Below are 20,874 nucleotides of genomic sequence, written 5' to 3'. Positions count from 1 at the left end.
CCACTACAATGATGAACGGACTCATCAGGGAAAAATGTGTTGTGGCCGGACGCCGGCTGAGACATTTGAGGACGGAAAGAAAATCTGGCAGGCCAAGATAATCAACTGAATTTGACCTGACAGTCATGACCGCAAATCCGGTAACTGTCAGATCAAGTCTGAACTTCTACATCTGATCCGACCCGCACGCAGTACCGATACGGATGCATGCGAGCCCTTTGCACCAATACCCCCGAGCAATGTTAAGGTTCTCCTTTGGATTTTTGTTTGCTCCTAAGGATGCCCTCATGTCGTTCGCTACGTCTCTCAATGCGGGTTTTATGGTGGTTCACGGTAACCGCCTTGATGAATTACGCAGCTTGGTCGTGAGTTGGATGCGTCGCTATCCCTTGGCGCCACTGGAGAACGAAATTGCTCTGGTTCAGAGCAATGGCATTGCCCAATGGTTAAAGCTGGCCTTGGCCGAAGATGCGCAAGATGATGACTCGGGTGGTTGCGGTATTGCAGCCGCTGTAGACGTGCAACTGCCCGGTAGTTTTCTGTGGCAACTCTATCGGCTCGTTCTGGGCCAAGAAGACATCCCCGCTAAGTCTCTGCTCGATAAAGCCCCGCTTACTTGGCGGCTCATGCGCTTACTTCCAGCGCTAATTGACCAGCCACACTTTGAACCGCTACAGCGTTTCCTTACCCATGACACTGACTTGCGTAAGCGCTATCAACTGTCAGAACGCCTCGCTGACTTGTTTGACCAATACCAAGTTTATCGGGCTGACTGGCTAGAAGATTGGGCGGCTGGTCGTCATCAATTGCGCAATGCCCGCGGGGAAACACCTGCATTGAGTGCAGCCAACTGCTGGCAGGCCGAGTTGTGGCGTGCGCTCCTGCTCGATGTAGGCCAAGAGGGCATGGCCCAAAGCCGTGCCGGAGTTCATCAGCGTTTTATTGAAACAATTAATAGCCTTGAACAAGCCCCACTTGGCTTGCCTGCACGTGTCATCGTTTTTGGCATTTCTTCGCTGCCAGCCCAAGCATTAGAAGCTTTAGCGGGACTGGCCCGATTCAGCCAAGTATTGCTATGTGCACACAACCCCTGTCGTCATCACTGGTCTGACATCGTTGCGGACAAAGATCTGCTACGTCATCAATACAAACGCCAATCCCGCAAAGCTGGAATGCCTACAGCATTAGATCTAGACACCCTGCACCAACATGCTCACCCGTTACTCGCAGCATGGGGCAAGCAAGGTCGCGACTACATCAACCTGCTCGACAGTTATGACGACCCCAACAGTTATCGCTCAGCTTTTCGCGATGGACGCATTGATCTATTCAGTGAAGTCGAACCACGCAATCAGCTCAATCAACTGCAAGATGACATTCTTGAGTTGCGCCCACTCAACGAAACCCGTGAGCTGTGGCCAGCAGTCGATTTAAAGACAGACCAGTCGATTCGGTTCCATATTGCCCACAGCGCGCAACGAGAAGTCGAGATCCTGCACGACCAACTGCTTGCACGGTTCAGCGAAAACCCGGACCTGCAGCCGCGTGACGTGATCGTCATGGTGCCGGATGTGGATAGTTATGCCCCACATATCCGCGCGGTATTTGGCCAGATCGACCGCAATGACCGTCGCTTTATTCCGTTTACGCTGGCCGACCAAGGTCAGCGAGGGCGTGACCCGTTATTGATCGCCATCGAGCACCTGTTAAAGCTGCCTGACAGCCGCTTCCCTGTAAGCGAAATCCTTGATCTGTTGGATGTTCCCGCATTGCGTGCGCGTTTTAACATGCACGAGCGGGACTTGCCGACGCTCCACCGCTGGATCGAGGGAGCGGGAATTCGCTGGGGACTGAATGCCGAGCAACGCGCGGGACTGGGCCTGCCGTCGCAGTTGGAACAAAACAGTTGGCGTTTTGGCCTGCGTCGCATGTTGCTTGGTTACGCTGTCGGCAGCGGGCAGGCATGCGATGGCATCGAACCTTATGACGAGATTGGCGGCTTGGATGCAGTCCTGATTGGCCCTCTGGTTGCTTTACTTGACGCGCTGGAAATAGCCCACCAAGAACTCTCACAGCCAGCTTTGCCTCAACAATGGGGCGAACGCCTGCAAGCATTGGTGCAGCTGTTTTTTCAGGCAGAAACCGAGCACGACGACTACTTACTGGCTCAGCTTGAAGAGCTGCGAGAAAACTGGCTCGAAACCTGTGAAATGGTGGGGCTGCAAGATGAGCTGCCTCTCACGGTTGTACGCGAAGCATGGCTAGCAGGCCTCGACCAGGGCAAGCTTTCGCAGCGCTTCCTCGCCGGAGCCGTCAACTTTTGCACCTTGATGCCGATGCGTGCCATCCCGTTCAAGCTCGTGTGCTTGCTCGGTATGAACGACGGTGACTACCCGCGTGCGCAACCACCGTTGGACTTCGACTTGATGGGCAGTGACTACCGTCCTGGTGATCGTTCCCGACGTGAAGACGACCGTTATCTGTTACTCGAAGCCCTGCTTTCCGCACGCGATCAGCTGTATATCAGTTGGGTCGGGCGCAGTATTCGTGACAACAGTGAGCGCCCGGCTTGCGTACTTATCGGACAGTTGCGTGACCATCTCGCCAGTGGTTGGCATTTGGCAGGGGAAGGGGATTTGCTTGAGGCGATGACCCAAGAGCATCCACTTCAGCCATTCAGTACGCGCTACTTTCATGAGGGCAACCCCAACCTGTTTAGCTACGCTCATGAGTGGCAACAACTGCATGAGCCACGGCCTGAACAAATCTTGCCGACAGGGTTAGGCGCTCATCATCAGGAGGAGCCTCTCACTCTGACTCAGTTGCAAGACTTCCTGCGTAACCCGGTGCGACACTTCTTTAGCCAGCGCCTGAAAGTCTACTTTGAGGCTGCCGAAGTGCCTCTGGAGGATGAGGAGCCCTTTGTTCTCGATGCTTTGCAGCGCTATACGCTCAGCGACAGCTTGCTTGAGGCCGCATTAGCTCAGCCCGAACATATCGAGGACGCACTGCACGCACGCGCCCTTCAATTGCAGGGCAGTGGGCTGCTGCCTATGGCTGGTTTCGGTGAGTGCCTACAACACGAATTGATGGAGCCGCTGCCCGACATCCTCCAACGTTATCAGCAGTTACTGGCCCTTTGGCCGACGCCGCTTAATAGTGCCCAGCCTGTCAGTGTTGAGCATCAGGGCCTGATACTTGAAGGCTGGCTCAGTCATCTGCACCAGCGCAGTGATGGTGGATTACTGTCAATTACGACGATTCCTAACAGCATTGGCGCAATTAAAACCCGCAAATGGCATCGGCTGACGCGCGCGTGGGTCCAGCATCTGGCGGCATGTGCCACCGGTCTGGACATGTCCACTGCGCTGGTCGCCAGTGATGACACGTTGTTACTGGCGCCTCTTGAGGCCAAGCATGCCAACGATATTCTCAGCAACCTGCTAATGGCCTGGAAGGCGGGCATGGACCGCCCCCTGCCGATTGCAGTTAAAACAGCGTTCGCATGGTTAGCGCAAACAGACCCAGTTAAAGCGGATGCCGCAGCACAAAAGGCCTACGAAGGTGATGGGCAAACCAGCGAAGGTGAGCGTCGAGAAAGTGCTGCCTTGCTTCGTCAGTTCCCGGACTACGCCGCGCTGATGGCCAGTGGTGAATTTTCTGACTGGTGCGACGCTCTCTATCGCCCCTTATTTGACGCACCTTGGCGTTCCCTTAGCAGCGAGGCGGCTTGTTAATGAGTGCGCAAAAAACACCTTTGGCGTTAGCCTTCCCATTACGTGGCAGCCAGTTGATTGAGGCCAGTGCGGGCACCGGCAAAACCTTCACCATCTCGGCCCTTTATTTGCGCTTGATATTGGGGCATGGCGCCGATCAAGCAGGTTTTGGCCGTGAGTTACTGCCGCCACAAATCCTTGTGGTGACATTCACCGATGCCGCCACCAAAGAGCTGCGCGATCGTATTCGCACGCGTCTTGCTGAAGCGGCAAGGTTCTTCCGTGACGAAATCACGGAGCCCGACACATTAGTCGCGCAACTCCGGGACCAATTCACTCCCGATCAGTGGGCGGCCTGCGCCGGACGGCTCGACATCGCCGCGCAGTGGATGGATGAAGCCGCCGTTTCGACCATTCACAGTTGGTGCCAGCGGATGCTGCGCGAGCATGCGTTTGACAGTGGCAGCTTGTTTACCCAAACCTTGGAAACCGACCACAGCGACCTGCTTGGCGAAGTGCTACGCGACTACTGGCGACTGTTCTGCTACCCCATGCACGGCGACGCATTGAACTGGGTTCGCGCTAACTGGAGCGGGCCGGCAGCGCTGTTGCCTCGTGTACGCGCTTTGTTCGCCAGCTCACGCTCGTCCACAAACGCAGAACAAACACCGGCGCAAATCATTGAGGCTTGCTTGTTAGAGCGTCGCCAAGCGTTGCTGCAACTCAAGGCGCCGTGGCTGCAATGGGCTCAAGAATTACGCGATATATGCCTGCAAGGGGTCGCTAACAAAGCGGTCGATGGGCGAAAAATGCAAGCGCGCTACTTCGAGCCTTGGTTCGAAAAGCTCAGCGCATGGGCGAGTGACGATACGCAAGAGCAGCTTGATCTTGGGACGGGCTTTACTCGCTTAACCCCGGATGGCATGGCCGAAGCCTGGAAGTCAGAGCCGCCGCGGCATCCGGCATTGGACGCCATGCAGGGCCTTAAAACAGCACTGGATGCCTTGCCGAGCCCCGATGCTGCCGTTCTTGAGCATGCAGCCCGCTGGGTGAGTGCGCGTTTTGAAGAAGAAAAACGCCGTCGTGCCGAGATGGGTTTTGACGACATGTTGCTCCGGCTAGACGCTGCGTTGCAGGCCGAAGGCGGCGAACGCTTGGCGACCTTGATTCGTGAACAGTTCCCGGTGGCGCTGATCGACGAATTTCAAGACACGGACCCGGTTCAGTACCGCATCTTTGAAACCATCTACACGATTGAAGAGAACACACCCGAGACGGGATTGTTCCTGATCGGCGACCCCAAGCAAGCGATTTATGCCTTTCGTGGTGCCGACATCTACACCTACTTGCGCGCTCGCCACGCGACTCAGGGCCGCTTACATACACTGGACACCAACTTTCGTTCCAGCCATGCGATGGTTAAGGCGGTTAACCACGTCTTTGAGCGAGCAGAGCAACGAGATACCGGGCGTGGAGCCTTTCTGTTCCGCGAAGGTTCTGAAAACCCTGTGCCATTTGTCTCGGTTAAGTCTCAAGGGCGCAAAGAAGTCCTACAGCTTGGGGGGCAGCCCATCAGTGCCTTGAATGTCTGGCAACTGCCCTCCGACCAACCGGTTTCGGGCGCAGTTTATCGTCAGCATTTAGCGGCAGCGTGTGCCAGCCAAATCGTTGAGTTACTCAATGGCGGTCAGCAAGGGCTGTGTGGCTTTGCTCAAGAGGGCAAAGCATTTCGCGGCGTACTGCCCGCGGATATCGCGATTTTGGTGCGAGATGGTAAAGAAGCTCAGGCCGTTCGGCGTGAACTGTCAGCGCGTGGTGTGCGAAGTGTTTACTTGTCCGATAAGGATTCGGTGTACGCCGCGCAAGAGGCTCGCGATGTACTGGCATGGCTTAAAGCTTGCGCCGAGCCAGACGTAGAGCGTCCGCTGCGTGCCGCATTGGCCTGTGTAACCCTCGACCTGCCGCTGATTGAACTCGAACGCTTGAATCAAGACGAATTGGCTTGGGAAGCGCGGGTAATGCAGTTCCGTGGCTACCGTGAGATTTGGCGCAAGCAAGGCGTCTTGGCCATGTTGCGCCGCTTGCTGCATGACTTTGAGCTGCCCCACGCCTTGATTGCCCGTACCGATGGCGAGCGCGTGTTAACGAACGTGCTGCACCTGTCTGAATTGTTACAGCAGGCGGCGTCTGAACTGGATGGCGAGCAAGCGCTGATCCGGTATTTGGCCGAGCATCTGGCGTTGTCCGGGCAGGCCGCAGAAGAGCAAGTGCTACGCCTTGAAAGCGACGAGCAGTTGGTCAAGGTTGTCACCATTCACAAATCCAAAGGTCTGGAATACCCGTTGGTGTTCTTGCCGTTCATTTGCTCAACCAAACCGGTGGATGGCAGCCGTTTACCGCTGCATTACCACGACGCCGACGGCAACGCTCACGTGAGCTTAAAAGCGACGCCGGAGTTGATCACCAAAGCAGACGATGAGCGTCTGGCAGAAGACTTACGCTTGCTCTACGTGGCACTAACCCGCGCCCAGCATGCTTGCTGGCTTGGGGTTGCAGATCTTAAACGCGGTAATAACAACCGCTCGGTGCTGCATCTGTCTGCCTTGGGCTACTTGTTGGGAGGTGGCGCGGTATTGCCTGAATCTGTCGCTCTGGAACGCTGGCTGGCAGATGTGCAGCAAGGGTGCGACGCGATCCAGTGCGACGTTGTCCCACCTGCCAGCGAAACGCATTTTTACCCGCCGGCCAATGACGCCACGCTGCTTAAGCCGCTGATACCTAAGCGTCGTGCAGCGGAGAACTGGTGGATCGCGTCCTACAGCGCATTGCGCATTAGTGACAGCCTCAGCGCCGGGACTGTTGAGGCGCCTGAAAGCGCTTTGGCACAAAAGCTGTCAGATGATGAGCGGCTAGATCCCGATGCCCCGCGTGATGTGTTACTCAGTGGCGGCGATATACATCGCTTCCCCCGTGGGCCAAATCCGGGAACCTTTCTGCATGGCTTACTTGAATGGGCGGGCAGTGAAGGCTTCAAGGCCGATCCTTCTGCGATCAAAGACGCCGTCGCCCGGCGTTGTAATCGACGTGGTTGGCAAGGCTGGATTGAGACCTTGGGTGATTGGTTGCAGCATGTACAAGACGAACCGCTGCGCTTGAATAACGGCCAACCCGCAGTCGTGTTGAGCCACTTGAACCAGTTCCAGATCGAAATGGAGTTCTGGTTTGCCAGCCATAAAGTGGATGTTTTGCAATTAGATCACTTAGTGCGACAGCACACTCACAGCGGTGCGCCACGGGCCGCGGCTGAGCCGAGCCTGTTGAACGGCATGTTTAAAGGCTTTATTGACCTCACCTTCGAGCACGAAGGGCGTTATTACGTGGCGGACTATAAGTCCAATTGGTTAGGTGCCGACGATTCGGCCTACACCGAACACGCAATGACCGCCTCCATCCTGGATAACCGCTACGACCTGCAATATGTGTTGTACCTGTTGGCGCTGCATCGTCAGCTCAAAGCACGTTTGGCTGATTACGATTACGACCAGCACATGGGCGGGGCGTTGTACCTGTTCTTGCGGGGCACGCGATCCCAAGGGCAGGGCGTATTTTTCACGCGCCCGCCCCGAGTCTTGATCGAAAGCCTGGATCTGATGTTTCAGGGTAAATCTGAGCCCCAACACGCTGAGCCGGCCTGGGAACAGGGAGTGCTGTTATGAGTCGTTCGTTTGCCGAGTTATTGCCAACACCGTTAACTGCCGAGAGCCTGGCCCAGTTGCAACCTTTGACGTGTGCCGCAGATTTGCTCCTGTTGCTGGAGCGCTGGGTCGAGCGCGGCTGGTTGCGCGCCTTGGACAAAGCCTTTGTTGCCTTCCTGCATGAGCTTGACCCGCAGGGCGACCCTTTGGTCTTGCTGGCGGCGGCTTTAACCAGCCATCAGTTGGGCCACGGGCATGTCTGTCTGGACCTTTTCGAAACCCTCAAAGAGCCCGACTTCGCCCTGTCTTTACCCCCGGAAGGCGATCTACAGACCAGCGCCATGCTGTTGCCTTCGCAACTGCTGGAGGCGCTGGACGGCGATGCTTGGTGCAAGGCTTTGCAAACCAGCGCATTGGTCGAACATGCCGGACAATCCCCCGCACTGGTCGCCGATCGTCCTTTGGTATTGAGTGAGCGCCGTCTGTATTTACGCCGCTATTGGGCCTATGAACGAAGAATCGACAGCGCATTGCGCCAACGTCTCGCGGTGACTGAGGTCACCCCTGACGACTTGCCTGCACGACTGAATGGCTTATTTGGCAGCCAAGCGCAGAATGCTCCGATTGACTGGCAAAAACTGGCGTGCGCTTTGGCCACACGAGGGGCATTCAGCATCGTCACGGGTGGCCCGGGCACAGGTAAAACCACCACCGTTGTGCGCTTGTTGGCGTTGTTGCAGGCCCCGGCCGTTGAAGCGGGTGCGCCGTTGCGTATCCGGCTGGCGGCGCCCACCGGCAAGGCCGCGGCCCGTTTAACCGAATCCATCAGCCTGCAAGTTAAATCGCTGGAAGTGGATGACAAGGTTCGGCAAAAAATCCCCAGCGACGTGACGACCGTTCACCGCTTGTTAGGCAGCCGGCCCGGCACCCGACACTTTCGACATCATGCGGGCAATCGTTTGCCGCTGGATGTGCTGGTCGTCGATGAGGCGTCGATGATTGACCTGGAGATGATGGCGAACTTGCTCGATGCCTTGCCCGCCCATGCACGTTTAGTGCTGTTAGGCGACAAGGACCAACTGGCGTCGGTAGAGGCCGGGGCCGTGCTGGGTGATTTGTGTCGCGATGCGCAAGCCGGTTGGTACACCCCACAAACCCGTGAGTGGCTGGAGCACGTCAGCGGCGAAAACCTCGCGGACAGCGACTTACAACAAGATAGGGATGGTAGTCACCCCTTAGCGCAGCAAGTGGTCATGCTGCGTCATTCACGACGTTTTGGTGAGGGCAGCGGTATTGGTCAGCTTTCACGTCTGGTCAATCAGCAGCAGTCGCAAGCGGCGCGGGATGTATTAAGCAGCGGCCACTATGCCGATCTTTTTGCGCTGGCACTCAAGGGCGAGCAAGACCGTCAGTTCGAGCGCTTGGCGCTGGATGGTCGAAGTGAGGCGGCCAAAGGTTATCGGCATTACCTTGAGGTGCTGCGTGATCAGCGCCCGGCTGGCGATGCGCCCCTTGAAGACCCTTGCTGGGCTGTGTGGGCAGGCAAAGTGCTGGAGGCTTTTGAGGCGTTTCAAGTGCTCTGCGCTGTGCGAAAAGGGCCGTGGGGTGTTGAAGGGTTGAACGAGCGTATTACTCGTGCGTTGTTCGCCCGCAAACTGATTGAAAGCGACCAGCAGTGGTATGAAGGGCGTCCGGTGCTGATGACACGCAACGATTACGGGCTCGGCTTGATGAATGGCGATATTGGCATCGCGCTCAAGCTTCCCGAGCGCGAAGGGCCGACGCCGCGCCATGTATTGCGTGTGGCCTTTGCCCGTAACGACGGGCAAGGCGGCATACGCTTTGTACTGCCGAGTCGGCTCAACGATGTTGAAACGGTGTACGCCATGACGGTGCACAAGTCTCAAGGCTCTGAGTTTTCGCACACCGCGCTTGTTCTTCCTGAGGCGCTGAATCCGGTATTGACCAAAGAATTGATCTACACCGGCATCACCCGTGCCAAGCATTGGTTCAGCTTGGTCGAGCCACGAAAGGGCGTATTTGAAGAGGCGGTACAACGCAAGGTCAAACGTTTAAGCGGGCTGATGCTGGGGCTGACATAGCCGTAGGCAATGAATAAGTCGCAACACGGGTGTATCACGGGGGATACACGGCCTGTGCTATCGTTGCGACATTATCCCTACAAAGAATACAGAGAATCCCTGCATGGACGTGGCTGTCTCGTCGGCAGAACAGCCTTTTGGCTGGCGTAAATGGCTGCTGTTGGCGTGTCTGCTTGTGTTGAGCGCTCCCGCTCTTGCTCAGTCACAAGCACAGCCCAACAGGGCTGAGCAACGTGCCAAGGCCGTGACTCAAGTTGTTCTGGGCATCCTCAGCTATGCCCGTTGGCCGGTTGAACCCGCTCAATTACAGCTATGCGTCGTTGGCCCGACTCAATACACCGATGACTTGCTTAAAGGCGCCACTCAAGCGAGTGGCAGGCCGGTGCAGGTTCGTCGGTTATTGGCGAAAAATCCCTCAATCACAACCGGCTGTAATGCTCTGTACGTGGGCAAGTTGAGCGATGCCGAACGCAGTAACTTGTTCACCTCGCTCAGCGGTAAAGCCGTGCTCAGCATCAGCGAAGAGGGCGATCAATGCACGGTCGGAAGCTTGTTCTGCTTGCGTGTCGGCGATGAGCAAGTGTCGTTTGAGGTCAACCTCGACTCCGTTGCCCGCAGTGGCGTGCGCATTCACCCGAGCGTATTGCAGTTGTCACGGCGCAAGGCGGGTGAACCATGATCCTGCATAAATCGTCTGAAAACCTGCGCAGCCTGCGCTCGGTGCTTAGCCGTGGGCACTTGGCGGTTGCGTTGGTGGCTGTGACATTGGCCAGCATTTCGCTGACGGTTTTGGGGGTTGTCGCACTCAAAGTGTATGCCGACCACAACCTGCATTTGATTGCCCGCTCCATCAACTACACCGTTGAAGCTGCCGTGGTGTTCGATGACAAAGCGGCGGCCAACGAGGCGTTGGCCATGATTGCGTCGACCGAAGCCGTGGCGCACGCCCAAGTGTTTACGGCAGATGGTGAGTTGCTGGCGCAATGGCGGCGTCCAGAAACAGGGGTGTTATCGAAGGTCGAAAGGCTGCTGGCCAATAGCTTGCTGCAACAGCCCGTCGTCTTGCCGATTGTGCATCAGGATCGCGAAGTGGGCAGGGTTAGTGTCAGCGGCCACGGGGCGAATATGCTGCACTTTTTGCTCAGCGGCTTATTGGGGATTCTTGTGTGTGTGGTGTTGAGCGCCTGGAGTGCGCTGTATTTATCCACACGTTTGCTCAGCGGCATTACTGGCCCCCTCAAAAACTTGGCTAACGTGGCTCATGCCGCTCGCCGCGAACGTGCATTTGACCGCCGGGTGCCGCCCGCGAACATCGCCGAACTCGACAGTTTGGGCAACGACTTCAATGCGTTGCTGGATGAATTGGCCTCTTGGCAAACCCGTCTGCAAAACGAAAATCAAACCTTGGCGCATCAAGCCAGCCACGACTCACTGACGGGGCTGCCCAACCGGGCCTATTTTGAAGCGCGCTTGGCGCTGGCGTTGCGCGGGCGGTACAAGGCGAGCGAGAAAGTGGCGGTGTTGTTTCTGGACAGTGACCATTTCAAGCACATTAATGACAACTTTGGTCATGCTGCGGGCGACGCTGTGCTGGTGGCTTTGGCCACGCGGGTGCAGGCGCTGCTGCGAGAGCACGATTTAGTGGCGCGTCTGGGCGGTGACGAGTTTGCGATTTTGTTGACCCCATTGCACTCCATTGAAGACGCCCAGCGCATTGCTGAAAAAATCATCCTCAGCATGCATGAGCCGATATTGCTCGGCGGGCAAACCAGTGTTGTGACCTCGCTCAGTATCGGCATTGCCGTTTACCCCGAGCATGGCACTGCCCCGGATACCCTGCTGCGTGCCGCCGATGCCGCCATGTATCAGGCCAAACGCCTCGCCAGAGGCGGGCAACACTTAGCGGAGTCGGAGTACCCCGCTTCCCCCGTGACTACCAGGAGCTAATTCCCTTATGCGTGCATTGACTCAGCGTTACTTCCAGTTTTTCGGCCTCGTGATGATGCTGACCACCCTGGCATTAACGGGCTGCCAGACGGCCCCGCAAAAAGGCCTGACCCCAGCGCAGATTGCCGTGCTTAAACAGCAGGGCTTTGAACTGACTGACGAGGGTTGGGCATTTGGCTTGTCGGGCAAAGTGCTCTTTGGCAGCGATTTGGAAGTGCTTAACGCCCAAAGTCAGGAAATTGTTGAGCGTATTGGCACGGCCTTACTGGCTGTTGATATCCAGCGTGTTCGGGTTGATGGCCACACCGACGCCTCGGGTCAAGAAGCCTACAACGAACAACTGTCCGTGCGCCGGGCCAACAGCGTGGTCAAAGCCCTGACCAAAGTCGGCATGCGCCCTGAAAATATTCAAGTGCGAGGGCTGGGCAGCCGCGAACCCGTGGCCACCAACAAAACCCGCGCTGGGCGTACCGAAAACCGCCGGGTAGCGATTGTGGTTATCGCTGATTAACGATGAATGCGGCGTCAAAAACGTATGCTCGTTGAGGCTGGCGCAGGCTGCGATCTTTTGATTTTTGTAGATCAGAACATCACATCTCTGGGCAGTATTCACGAGTCCGCAAATTTCAACTCACGGGTTTGCCCCAGCAGCAGCGGCGCATTGAGCTCCGTCACTTCCCTGATGTAATCCCACAACAGGGTGATGCGCTTGAGTTTGCGCAGGTCTTCGCGACAGTACATCCAGAACTGGCGTGTGAGGTTGATCTCATTCGGTAACACGGGCAGTAAGCGCGGGTCTTGGGCGGCCAGGAAGCACGGCAAGATCGCCATTGAGCGCCCTTGCTGCGCCGCCACGAACTGCGCAATTACGCTGGTGCTGCGCAGGTTGGCGCTGGCGCCGGGCAGTACGTTGGCCAAGTACAGCAACTCGGAGCTGAACGCCAAATCATCGACGTAACTGATAAACGGGTGCTCAACCAAGTCAGCTGCAGAGCGGATCGGCGGGTGCTGATCCAGATATTCTTGGGTCGCAAACAATTGCAATCGGTAGTCGCACAGTTTGCAGCACACATAAGGCCCGTGTTCGGGGCGCTCCAATGCAATGACGATGTCAGCCTCGCGCTTGGACAGGCTGATGAAGTGCGGCAGCGGCAAAATATCCACCGAAATGGCCGGGTAGGCATCCACAAAGTGGCTCAGTTGCGGGGTGATGAAAAAACTGCCAAAACCTTCCGTGCAGCCCATTCGCACATGCCCCGACAACGCCACGCCCGACCCCGAAACTTGCTCGCAGGCCATGTGCAATGTGCTTTCAATTGACTCGGCAAAACCGAGTAAACGTTGGCCTTCGTTGGTCAGCGTAAAGCCATTGGTACGTGACTTCTCAAACAGCAGGGTGCCGAGTGCGGCCTCAAGCGAGCTGATGCGGCGCGACACGGTCGTGTAGTCAACAGCCAAGCGTTTGGCCGCGCTGCTGGCTTTACGGGTACGGGCCACCTCAAGAAAAAACTTCAGGTCGTCCCAGTTCAAAGCGCTTAACGATGTGATGTTTTTTTGCATGTTAGACCGGCTTTTATGTGCGTTCTTATTAGAAGAACGCACACCTATACTCCAAAAACAGTCCTGCGACCAATCTGGACGCCCGCACTATAAAAATAATTTCGGAGACTTCCATGAACGTTTCTACTACCCCGTATCAAAACGCTCGCTTGCTGATTGATGGCGAATGGATCGAGTCGCAGACCACCGAGTGGCACGACATCGTTAACCCTGCCACTCAGCAAGTGCTGGCCAAAGTTCCGTTTGCCACGGCGGATGAAGTCAATGCCGCTATCGACGCTGCCCAGCGCGCCTTCCAGACCTGGAAGTTGACGCCGATTGGTGCACGCATGCGCATCATGCTTAAGCTGCAAGCGCTGATTCGTGAGCATTCCAAACGTATCGCAACGGTGTTGAGCGCCGAACAAGGCAAAACCATCGCTGACGCCGAAGGCGATATTTTCCGTGGTCTGGAAGTGGTTGAGCATGCGTGCTCCATCGGTACATTGCAGATGGGCGAATTCGCTGAAAACGTCGCAGGCGGTGTCGATACCTACACCTTGCGCCAACCCATTGGTGTGTGCGCAGGGATCACGCCCTTCAACTTCCCGGCAATGATCCCGTTGTGGATGTTCCCGATGGCCATTGCTTGCGGCAATACCTTCGTGCTCAAACCGTCTGAGCAAGACCCGCTGTCGACCCTGATGCTGGTCGAGCTGGCGCTTGAGGCGGGCGTTCCGCCGGGCGTGCTAAACGTGGTTCACGGTGGCAAAGACGTAGTGGATGCGCTTTGCACCCACGCCGATATCAAGGCCGTATCGTTTGTGGGCTCAACGGCTGTGGGCACGCATGTGTATGACTTGGCTGGTCGTCACGGTAAACGCGTGCAATCGATGATGGGCGCTAAAAACCATGCGGTGGTGTTACCCGATGCCAACCGTCAGCAAACGTTGAATGCGCTGGTAGGTGCGAGTTTTGGCGCTGCCGGTCAGCGCTGCATGGCCACCTCCGTCGTCGTACTGGTGGGGGCCGCCAAACAATGGATACCCGATCTCAAGGCGCTGGCGCAAAAGCTTAAGGTCAACGCGGGCAGCGAGCCGGGCACCGATGTAGGCCCAGTGATTTCCAAGCGTGCGAAAGAGCGCGTGCTGGGGCTGATTGAAAGCGGGATCAAAGAAGGCGCCACGCTGGAACTCGACGGTCGTCATGTGCAGGTGCCGGGTTTTGAACAGGGCAACTTCATCGGCCCAACGCTGTTTTCTGGCGTCACCACTGACATGCAGATTTACACCCAAGAAATTTTTGGCCCAGTGTTGGTGGTGCTTGAGGTCGATACGCTTGATCAGGCCATCGCGCTGGTCAACGCCAACCCGTTTGGTAACGGCACCGGGCTGTTCACTCAAAGCGGGGCGGCAGCTCGTAAGTTCCAGAGCGAAATTGATGTGGGTCAGGTCGGCATCAACATCCCGATTCCAGTGCCAGTTCCATTCTTCAGCTTCACGGGCTCGCGGGGTTCCAAGCTTGGCGATTTGGGGCCATACGGCAAACAAGTCGTGCAGTTTTATACCCAGACCAAAACCGTCACCAGTCGCTGGTTCGACGATGACAGCGTGAATGATGGCGTTAACACCACCATCAATCTTCGTTGAGGGCACAGGCATGAAAATCGCATTTATCGGCTTGGGCAACATGGGCGCACCGATGGCGCGCAACCTGTTAAAAGCTGGGCATTCGCTGAACCTGTTTGACCTCAACAAAGAGGTGTTGGCCGACTTGGCCAGTCAGGGCGGGCACATCAGTGCTTCGCCGCGCGAGGCAGCACAAGGCTCAGAACTGGTCATCACCATGCTCCCGGCTGCGGCCCACGTGCGTAGCGTCTGGTTGGGTGAAAACGGCGTTTTGGCCGGTATCGGCGAAGGCGTCCCGGCAATGGATTGCAGCACCATCGACCCTCAAACTGCCCGCGATGTGGCCGCTGCGGCAGCCAAACAAGGCGTACACATGGCCGATGCGCCGGTGTCTGGCGGGACGGGCGGTGCGCAAGCGGGCACCTTGACGTTCATGGTCGGCGCCACTCAAGCCCTGTTCGACACCCTGCAACCGGTACTCGCTCAAATGGGCCGAAACATCGTCCATTGCGGGGATGTGGGCACCGGCCAAGTGGCTAAAATCTGCAACAACTTGCTGCTCGGAATCTCGATGGTTGGGGTCAGCGAAGCGATGGCGTTGGGCGCTGCACTGGGCATCGACAGCGAAGTGTTGGCGGGGGTGATCAACAGCTCCACGGGCCGTTGCTGGAGTTCTGAGGTGTACAACCCGTGGCCGGGCATTGTGGAAACCGCCCCGGCCTCACGCGGTTACACCGGCGGTTTTGGTGCCGAGCTGATGCTCAAGGATCTGGGCCTGGCCACCGAAGCGGCGCGTCAGGCGCATCAGCCCGTGGTATTGGGCGCGGTGGCGCAGCAGTTGTATCAAGCCATGAGTTTGCGCGGAGAAGGCGGCAAAGATTTCTCGGCCATCATCAATAGCTATCGCAAGCCCGAATAGGGTCTTTTCCGGGAGTCCGCGTCGGGCGGACTTTCCGGTTTTTTGCGACTCATAAAAAACCCCCGTTGCTCAGAAGAGTAACGGGGGTTTTTCTGTTACGGGCTAACGCTTAGTGCCGAGTCGGTAATGCTTTGCCTGTGCGCAAACGCACTTGATAAAACCCGTAAATGATCAACAGCCACACCGGGATGGCGTACACCGAGGCGCGAACATCGGGGATCATCCAGATCACAGAAACAATCACAGCCATGAAAACCAGGCACAGAATGTTGCTAAAAGGTGACCAGAACGCTTTGAACGAAGGCTCCACACCCTGTGCCGCCATCGCTTTACGGAACTTGATGTGAGTGAGGCTGATCAGTGCCCAGTTGATCATCAGCGACGCAACCACCAGTGCAAACAGCAGTTCCAGCGCTTTGTGCGGTGCCACGTAGTTGACCACCACGCACAGTAGCGTCACGAGTGCCGACACGCCCAGCGCCCGCAGTGGCACACCATTTTTGGTCAACTTCATCAGGGCTTTAGGCGCATCACCTTGCTCGGCCAAGCCGAATAGCATGCGGCTGTTGCAGTACACGCCACTGTTGTAAACCGACAGCGCGGCGGTGAGCACTACAAAGTTGAGGATCTGCGCGGCGGTATCGCTGCCGATCAAGGCAAAAATTTGCACAAACGGGCTGCTGCCGTAGGCATCGCCACCGGCGCCCAAGGTGACCAGCAACTGATCCCACGGGTACAGCGCCAGCAGCACGGTCAGTGCGCCGACGTAGAAAATCAGAATCCGGTACACCACTTGGTTGATGGCTTTGGGGATAACTTTTTTCGGCTCGCTGGCTTCGGCGGCCGTGATGCCCACCAGCTCCAACCCCCCGAACGAGAACATGATGAAGGCCATCGCCATCAACAACCCGGTGCCGCCATTGGGGAAGAACCCGCCGTGGCTCCATAGGTTACTGATTGAAGCTTGCGGGCCACCGGTGCCGCTGAACAGCAGGTAGCAGCCCAGCACAATCATGCCGACGATTGCGACGACCTTGATGATGGCGAACCAGAACTCCATCTCGCCGAACACTTTGACATTGAGCGTATTGATCAAGTTGACCAGTACAAAAAACACCACGGCGCTCATCCACGTCGGCACCTCAGGCCACCAAAACTGGATGTATTTGCCCACTGCCGTCAGCTCGGCCATGCCCACTAGCACATACAGCACCCAATAGTTCCAGCCCGATAGAAAACCGGCATAACCGCCCCAATATTTGTGCGCGAAGTGGCTGAAAGAGCCCGCTACCGGTTCCTCAACGATCATTTCGCCCAGCTGGCGCATGATCAGAAACGCGATAAAACCGGCAATCGCATAACCCAGAATCATCGACGGGCCTGCTGATTTGAGTACGCCCGCCGAGCCTAAAAACAGGCCCGTACCAATGGCACCGCCTAAGGCAATCAGCTGGATATGACGATTTTTTAAGCCGCGTTTAAGTGTGACCGGGGGGGAGTTAGCGTCAGCCATCGGGTGCCCTGTTGGTTGTTGTTTTCAATGTTTGTCGAGAGTCACCCGTGGCTCCAGTTGGCCTCGGGTGTCAGGCAGTCCCGGATATTACTCCCGGTAAAAATTCAGGCATACAGTGGAAAACAACTCTGAGACATTTCTTACAGATTTAGTCTTTCGCTGTCGCGGCGGCCAATGGTTCACCCCGTTGCACAAACACGTGTTTATAGGCATGGCGCTGCTGAGTACGCACTTGCCAAGCAACGGCTGACAGGTTTTTGCAACAATCTGATGCCGATTCGTGACTTTCAGGCAAGTGTCATTTGTCTCAGCACGGGTTTTTCCGCAAGGAAGGTCCCTATATCGTGCCGTCACGTTTTAAACCTTTAACACCCCATGCCGCTCAACAGCGCTGAGGGTTGATCCCTGAAGAGGCTGATGATGAAAAAGATTCTATTGCTCAATGGTGCTAAAAAGTTTGCTCACTCTGATGGTCGTTACAACTTGACCATGCACGACACCGCGCTGGCGTTTTTCGATCGCCATGGTTTTGAAGTCAAAGTCACCCACATCGACGAAGGCTACAACGTGGCCGAAGAGGTCGAGAAGTTTATGTGGGCTGACGTGATCATTTACCAAATGCCGGGCTGGTGGATGGGCGCGCCGTGGATCGTTAAAAAGTACGTGGACGAAGTGTTCACCGAAGGTCATGGCAAGCTCTACGCCAGTGACGGTCGCACCCGCTCCGACGCTTCACAGCGTTATGGCAGCGGCGGTTTGATCCACGATAAAAAATACATGCTGTCACTGACCTGGAACGCGCCGCAGCAAGCGTTTGATGACCCCGCGGACTTCTTTGAAGGTAAAGGTGTAGACGCGGTGTACTTCCCGTTCCACAAGGCCAATGAGTTCTTAGGCATGACCGGCCTGCCGACCTTTTTGTGTGTTGACGTCATGAAACGCCCACAGCCAGAAATCGACGCCGCCCGTTACGAGCAGCATCTGACTGACGTGTTTGGCGTGAAGGCATAACCCCCATTTGCCCAGCATGCGGCTACTATCAAGCCTGTAACCACTGAGGGGCATGTGTGAAAGCCAGATCCGATGAGCTGCAAATTTTTGTTTCGGTGATTGAGTGCGGCTCGATTTCGGCTGCTGCCGAACAGGCCGGGCAAACGCCTTCAGCCGTCAGCCGCACGCTGTCACGGCTGGAGGCCAAGCTTGAAACCACGCTGATCAACCGCACCACGCGGCGCATGGATCTGACTGAAGAAGGCAAGTTCTTCTTTGAACGGGCCAAGCTGATTCTGGAACAAATGGATGAGCTGGAAGAGCGTCTAATCTCGCACCAGCGCACTCCCTCGGGGCGCCTGCGCATCAACGCTGCCGCGCCCTTTGTGCTGCACGCCATCGTGCCGTACATCAGCGAGTTCCGAGCGTTGTATCCCGACATCCTGCTAGAGCTCAACAGCAATGATTTAATCATCGACCTGCTGGAGCAGAGCACCGATATCGCCATTCGCATCGGCACGTTGGCCGACTCCACCTTGCACGCCCGCTCCCTGGGTTGCAGCCCGCTGAACATCCTCGCCAGCCCTGAATATATTGCCCGGCATGGCATGCCGAGCGGTGTTGCAGACTTGGTCAATCACACCTTGATCGGCTTCACTCAAAACGATGGTTTGAACCAGTGGCCGCTACGTTATGCCCAAGGTGATCGTTGGCCAATTCAGCCGCAGATCAGCGCATCCAGCGGTGAGACGGTTCGTCATTTGGCGCTGCAAGGGCAGGGAATTGCGTGCTTGTCGCACTTTATGACCCACGAAGACATCAAGGCGGGACGTTTACAGGTGGTGCTGGGCGAGTTCAACAGTGGTTATCGCCAGCCGATCAACGCTGTGTACTACCGCAACTCGCAGTTGGCTCTGCGCATCCAATGCTTTTTGGACTTTATCCAGACCAAGCTCGCCAGCTACGCGACCTGCGAGTAATCGTTGGCGCAGGCTGCGATCTTTTGATCTTCAACCTAAAAAATCGCACCTTTGGCCAGCGCCAGCGGGTTTGTTTTCTTTTGTTTGAAAACGTTACTGAAATCAGACAAGGTTCAGCATCGTCCAACAAAAATAAAAGGAAATAACCATGCGTGTTGTTTGGTTTAAAACCCTGACTTTGACGGCTGCCATCGCGGCGAGTACCTCGGCTTTCGCGGTCACGCTGGAAGGCGGGGCTGTTGCCGCGCCGGATCAATATGGCGCCGAAGTCGCCGCGCAAATCCTTAAAAAAGGCGGCAACGCTGTCGATGCGGCTGTCGCCACAGCCTTCACTCTGGCCGTGACTTACCCCGAGGCTGGCAACATCGGCGGCGGCGGGTTCATGACCCTGTTTATCGATGGCAAACCTTACTTTCTCGACTATCGCGAAACCGCACCTAAAGCGGCCAGTCGCGATATGTACCTCAACGACAAAGGCGAAATCATCGAGAACCTGAGCCTGGTGGGCGCACGTGCTGCGGGTGTGCCGGGCACGGTGATGGGCCTGTGGGAGGCGCATCAGCGATTCGGTAAATTGCCGTGGGCTGAGCTGCTGACCCCGGCCTTGGGTTATGCGAAAAACGGCTTCAAAGTGGCTAACCAGCAATATCAATACCGCGAAGATGCCTCGGCGTTATTTAACGGCACCACTAATTTTGGTGACTATTTCGGCACCATGAAGCCCGGCGAGACTTTCAAACAGCCCGAGCTGGCACAGACCCTTGAGCGCATTGCCGATCAGGGTGCCAAAGAGTTTTATCACGGCAAAACCGCTGACCTGCTGATTGCACAAATGCAGCAGGATAAAGGCTTGATCACCAAAGAAGACCTGAACGACTACAAGGTCAACTGGCGCGAACCGATGCGTGTGGACTTCCGTGGCAACACCTTGTACACCGCACCGCTGCCAAGTTCGGGCGGGATCGCGCTGGCACAGTTAATCGGTATCAAGGAAGACCGTGCGGCGGACTTTAAAGGCGTCGAGCTTAATTCTGCGCCGTATATCCACTTGCTGGCTGAAATCGAAAAGCGCGTATTTGCTGACCGTGCCGACTATTTGGGCGACCCGGACTTCGGCAAGATGCCAGTGGCTGAATTGACTGCCCCGGCGTACATCGCTCAGCGTGCGAAAGAAGTAAACCCGAAAGCGATTTCTGAAACGGCCAATATCAAGCCAGGGCTTGAGCCGCATCAGACCACGCACTTTTCTATCGTGGATAAACAAGGTAACGCGGTCAGCAATACCTACACCCTGAATTGGGATTACGGCAGCGGCGTTGTGGTTAAAGGCGCAGGCTTTTTGCTCAATGACGAAATGGACGACTTCAGCTCCAAGCCGGGCGTGGCGAACTCCTTTGGCGTGGTAGGCGGCAATGCTAACGCCATCGAGCCGGGTAAGCGCATGTTGTCATCGATGAGCCCAAGTCTGGTGACACGCGACGGGCAAGTGACGCTGGTGCTAGGTACGCCCGGTGGCTCGCGAATTTTTACGTCGATCTTTCAGGTGCTGAACAACCTCTATGACTACAACCTGCCGCTGGAAAAAGCCGTGGCTGCACAGCGTGTGCATCACCAGTTGCTGCCTAAAGACACGATCTACTTCGACGCCTATGCGCCGCTCACCGGCAAGGTGGCGGATGAGCTAAAAGCAATGGGTTACACCCTGGAAGATCAGGGCTGGAACATGGGCGATATTCAGGCCATCCGCGTTAATGGCACTCAACTTGAAACCGCCTCCGACCCGCGTGGTCGTGGCGTGGGCAAAGTTGTGAAGTAAAACCCTAAACCTGTAGTCGCTGCCCAAGG

The 20,874-nt window shown here is 56.4% G+C and carries 13 protein-coding genes; 11 read left to right on the top strand and 2 right to left on the bottom strand.

Translation table 11 applies throughout. The features are described 5' to 3' along the window. Positions 1–287: 287 nt before the first annotated feature. From recC to yfiB, 6 genes are all read left to right on the top strand, one after another. Positions 288–3,737, top strand: coding sequence for an exodeoxyribonuclease V subunit gamma (recC, locus tag ACZRJQ_RS20730; RefSeq protein WP_463980169.1), 3,450 nt, complete (start codon positions 288–290; stop codon positions 3,735–3,737). Next, a complete protein-coding gene (gene recB / locus ACZRJQ_RS20725) occupies positions 3,737–7,432 on the top strand; it encodes an exodeoxyribonuclease V subunit beta (RefSeq protein WP_463980168.1) in 3,696 nt (1,231 codons plus the stop codon). Before recC ends, recB begins: the two co-directional genes overlap by 1 nt. After that, a complete protein-coding gene (recD, locus tag ACZRJQ_RS20720) occupies positions 7,429–9,513 on the top strand; it encodes an exodeoxyribonuclease V subunit alpha (protein WP_463980167.1) in 2,085 nt (694 codons plus the stop codon). Before recB ends, recD begins: the two co-directional genes overlap by 4 nt. A gap of 103 nt (positions 9,514–9,616) precedes the next feature. Next, positions 9,617–10,192, top strand: coding sequence for a regulatory sequestration protein YfiR (gene yfiR / locus ACZRJQ_RS20715; RefSeq protein WP_463980166.1), 576 nt, complete (start codon positions 9,617–9,619; stop codon positions 10,190–10,192). Next, positions 10,189–11,460 (top strand): diguanylate cyclase DgcN/YfiN, encoded by a 1,272-nt coding sequence (gene dgcN, locus ACZRJQ_RS20710; protein WP_463980165.1) that lies wholly within the window; start codon positions 10,189–10,191, stop codon positions 11,458–11,460. Before yfiR ends, dgcN begins: the two co-directional genes overlap by 4 nt. Before the next feature lie 7 nt (positions 11,461–11,467). Beyond that, positions 11,468–11,971: an outer membrane lipoprotein YfiB gene (yfiB, locus tag ACZRJQ_RS20705; RefSeq protein WP_463980164.1), complete on the top strand. Its 504-nt coding sequence runs from the start codon at positions 11,468–11,470 to the stop codon at positions 11,969–11,971. 98 nt (positions 11,972–12,069) lie between these two features. On the opposite strand, the gene ACZRJQ_RS20700 is transcribed toward yfiB, so the two are convergent. Further along, positions 12,070–13,020 (bottom strand): LysR family transcriptional regulator, encoded by a 951-nt coding sequence (locus ACZRJQ_RS20700; protein WP_463980163.1) that lies wholly within the window; start codon positions 13,018–13,020, stop codon positions 12,070–12,072. Between the two features lie 113 nt (positions 13,021–13,133). Here ACZRJQ_RS20700 and ACZRJQ_RS20695 point away from each other — a divergent pair, with 113 nt between their 5' ends. After that, positions 13,134–14,648 carry a CoA-acylating methylmalonate-semialdehyde dehydrogenase gene (locus ACZRJQ_RS20695; RefSeq protein WP_463980162.1) on the top strand — a complete coding sequence of 505 codons (1,515 nt, stop codon included), beginning with the start codon at positions 13,134–13,136 and terminating at the stop codon, positions 14,646–14,648. Between the two features lie 10 nt (positions 14,649–14,658). Continuing rightward, the gene (gene mmsB / locus ACZRJQ_RS20690; RefSeq protein ID WP_463980161.1) at positions 14,659–15,546 is read left to right on the top strand and encodes a 3-hydroxyisobutyrate dehydrogenase; all 888 of its coding nucleotides are present in this window, start codon (positions 14,659–14,661) and stop codon (positions 15,544–15,546) included. A 109-nt stretch (positions 15,547–15,655) separates the two neighbouring features. On the opposite strand, the gene ACZRJQ_RS20685 is transcribed toward mmsB, so the two are convergent. Then, positions 15,656–17,059 carry an amino acid permease gene (locus ACZRJQ_RS20685; RefSeq protein WP_463980160.1) on the bottom strand — a complete coding sequence of 468 codons (1,404 nt, stop codon included), beginning with the start codon at positions 17,057–17,059 and terminating at the stop codon, positions 15,656–15,658. Positions 17,060–17,479: 420 nt separating this feature from the next. Between ACZRJQ_RS20685 and mdaB the strand changes: the two genes are divergently transcribed. The 3 genes from mdaB to ggt all read left to right on the top strand — a co-directional run bounded on the left by mdaB (position 17,480) and on the right by ggt (position 20,845). After that, positions 17,480–18,070 (top strand): NADPH:quinone oxidoreductase MdaB, encoded by a 591-nt coding sequence (gene mdaB / locus ACZRJQ_RS20680; protein WP_463980159.1) that lies wholly within the window; start codon positions 17,480–17,482, stop codon positions 18,068–18,070. 56 nt (positions 18,071–18,126) lie between these two features. Further along, positions 18,127–19,029, top strand: a complete 903-nt coding sequence (locus ACZRJQ_RS20675; RefSeq protein WP_463980158.1) for a LysR substrate-binding domain-containing protein — start codon at positions 18,127–18,129, stop codon at positions 19,027–19,029. A 148-nt stretch (positions 19,030–19,177) separates the two neighbouring features. After that, complete coding sequence (gene ggt / locus ACZRJQ_RS20670) at positions 19,178–20,845, top strand: gamma-glutamyltransferase (RefSeq protein ID WP_463980157.1); 1,668 nt, start codon at positions 19,178–19,180, stop codon at positions 20,843–20,845. Positions 20,846–20,874 lie beyond the last annotated feature (29 nt).

Source organism: Pseudomonas sp. E315, assembly GCF_055406205.1.
This window is presented reverse-complemented; position numbering and strand designations above follow the sequence as displayed.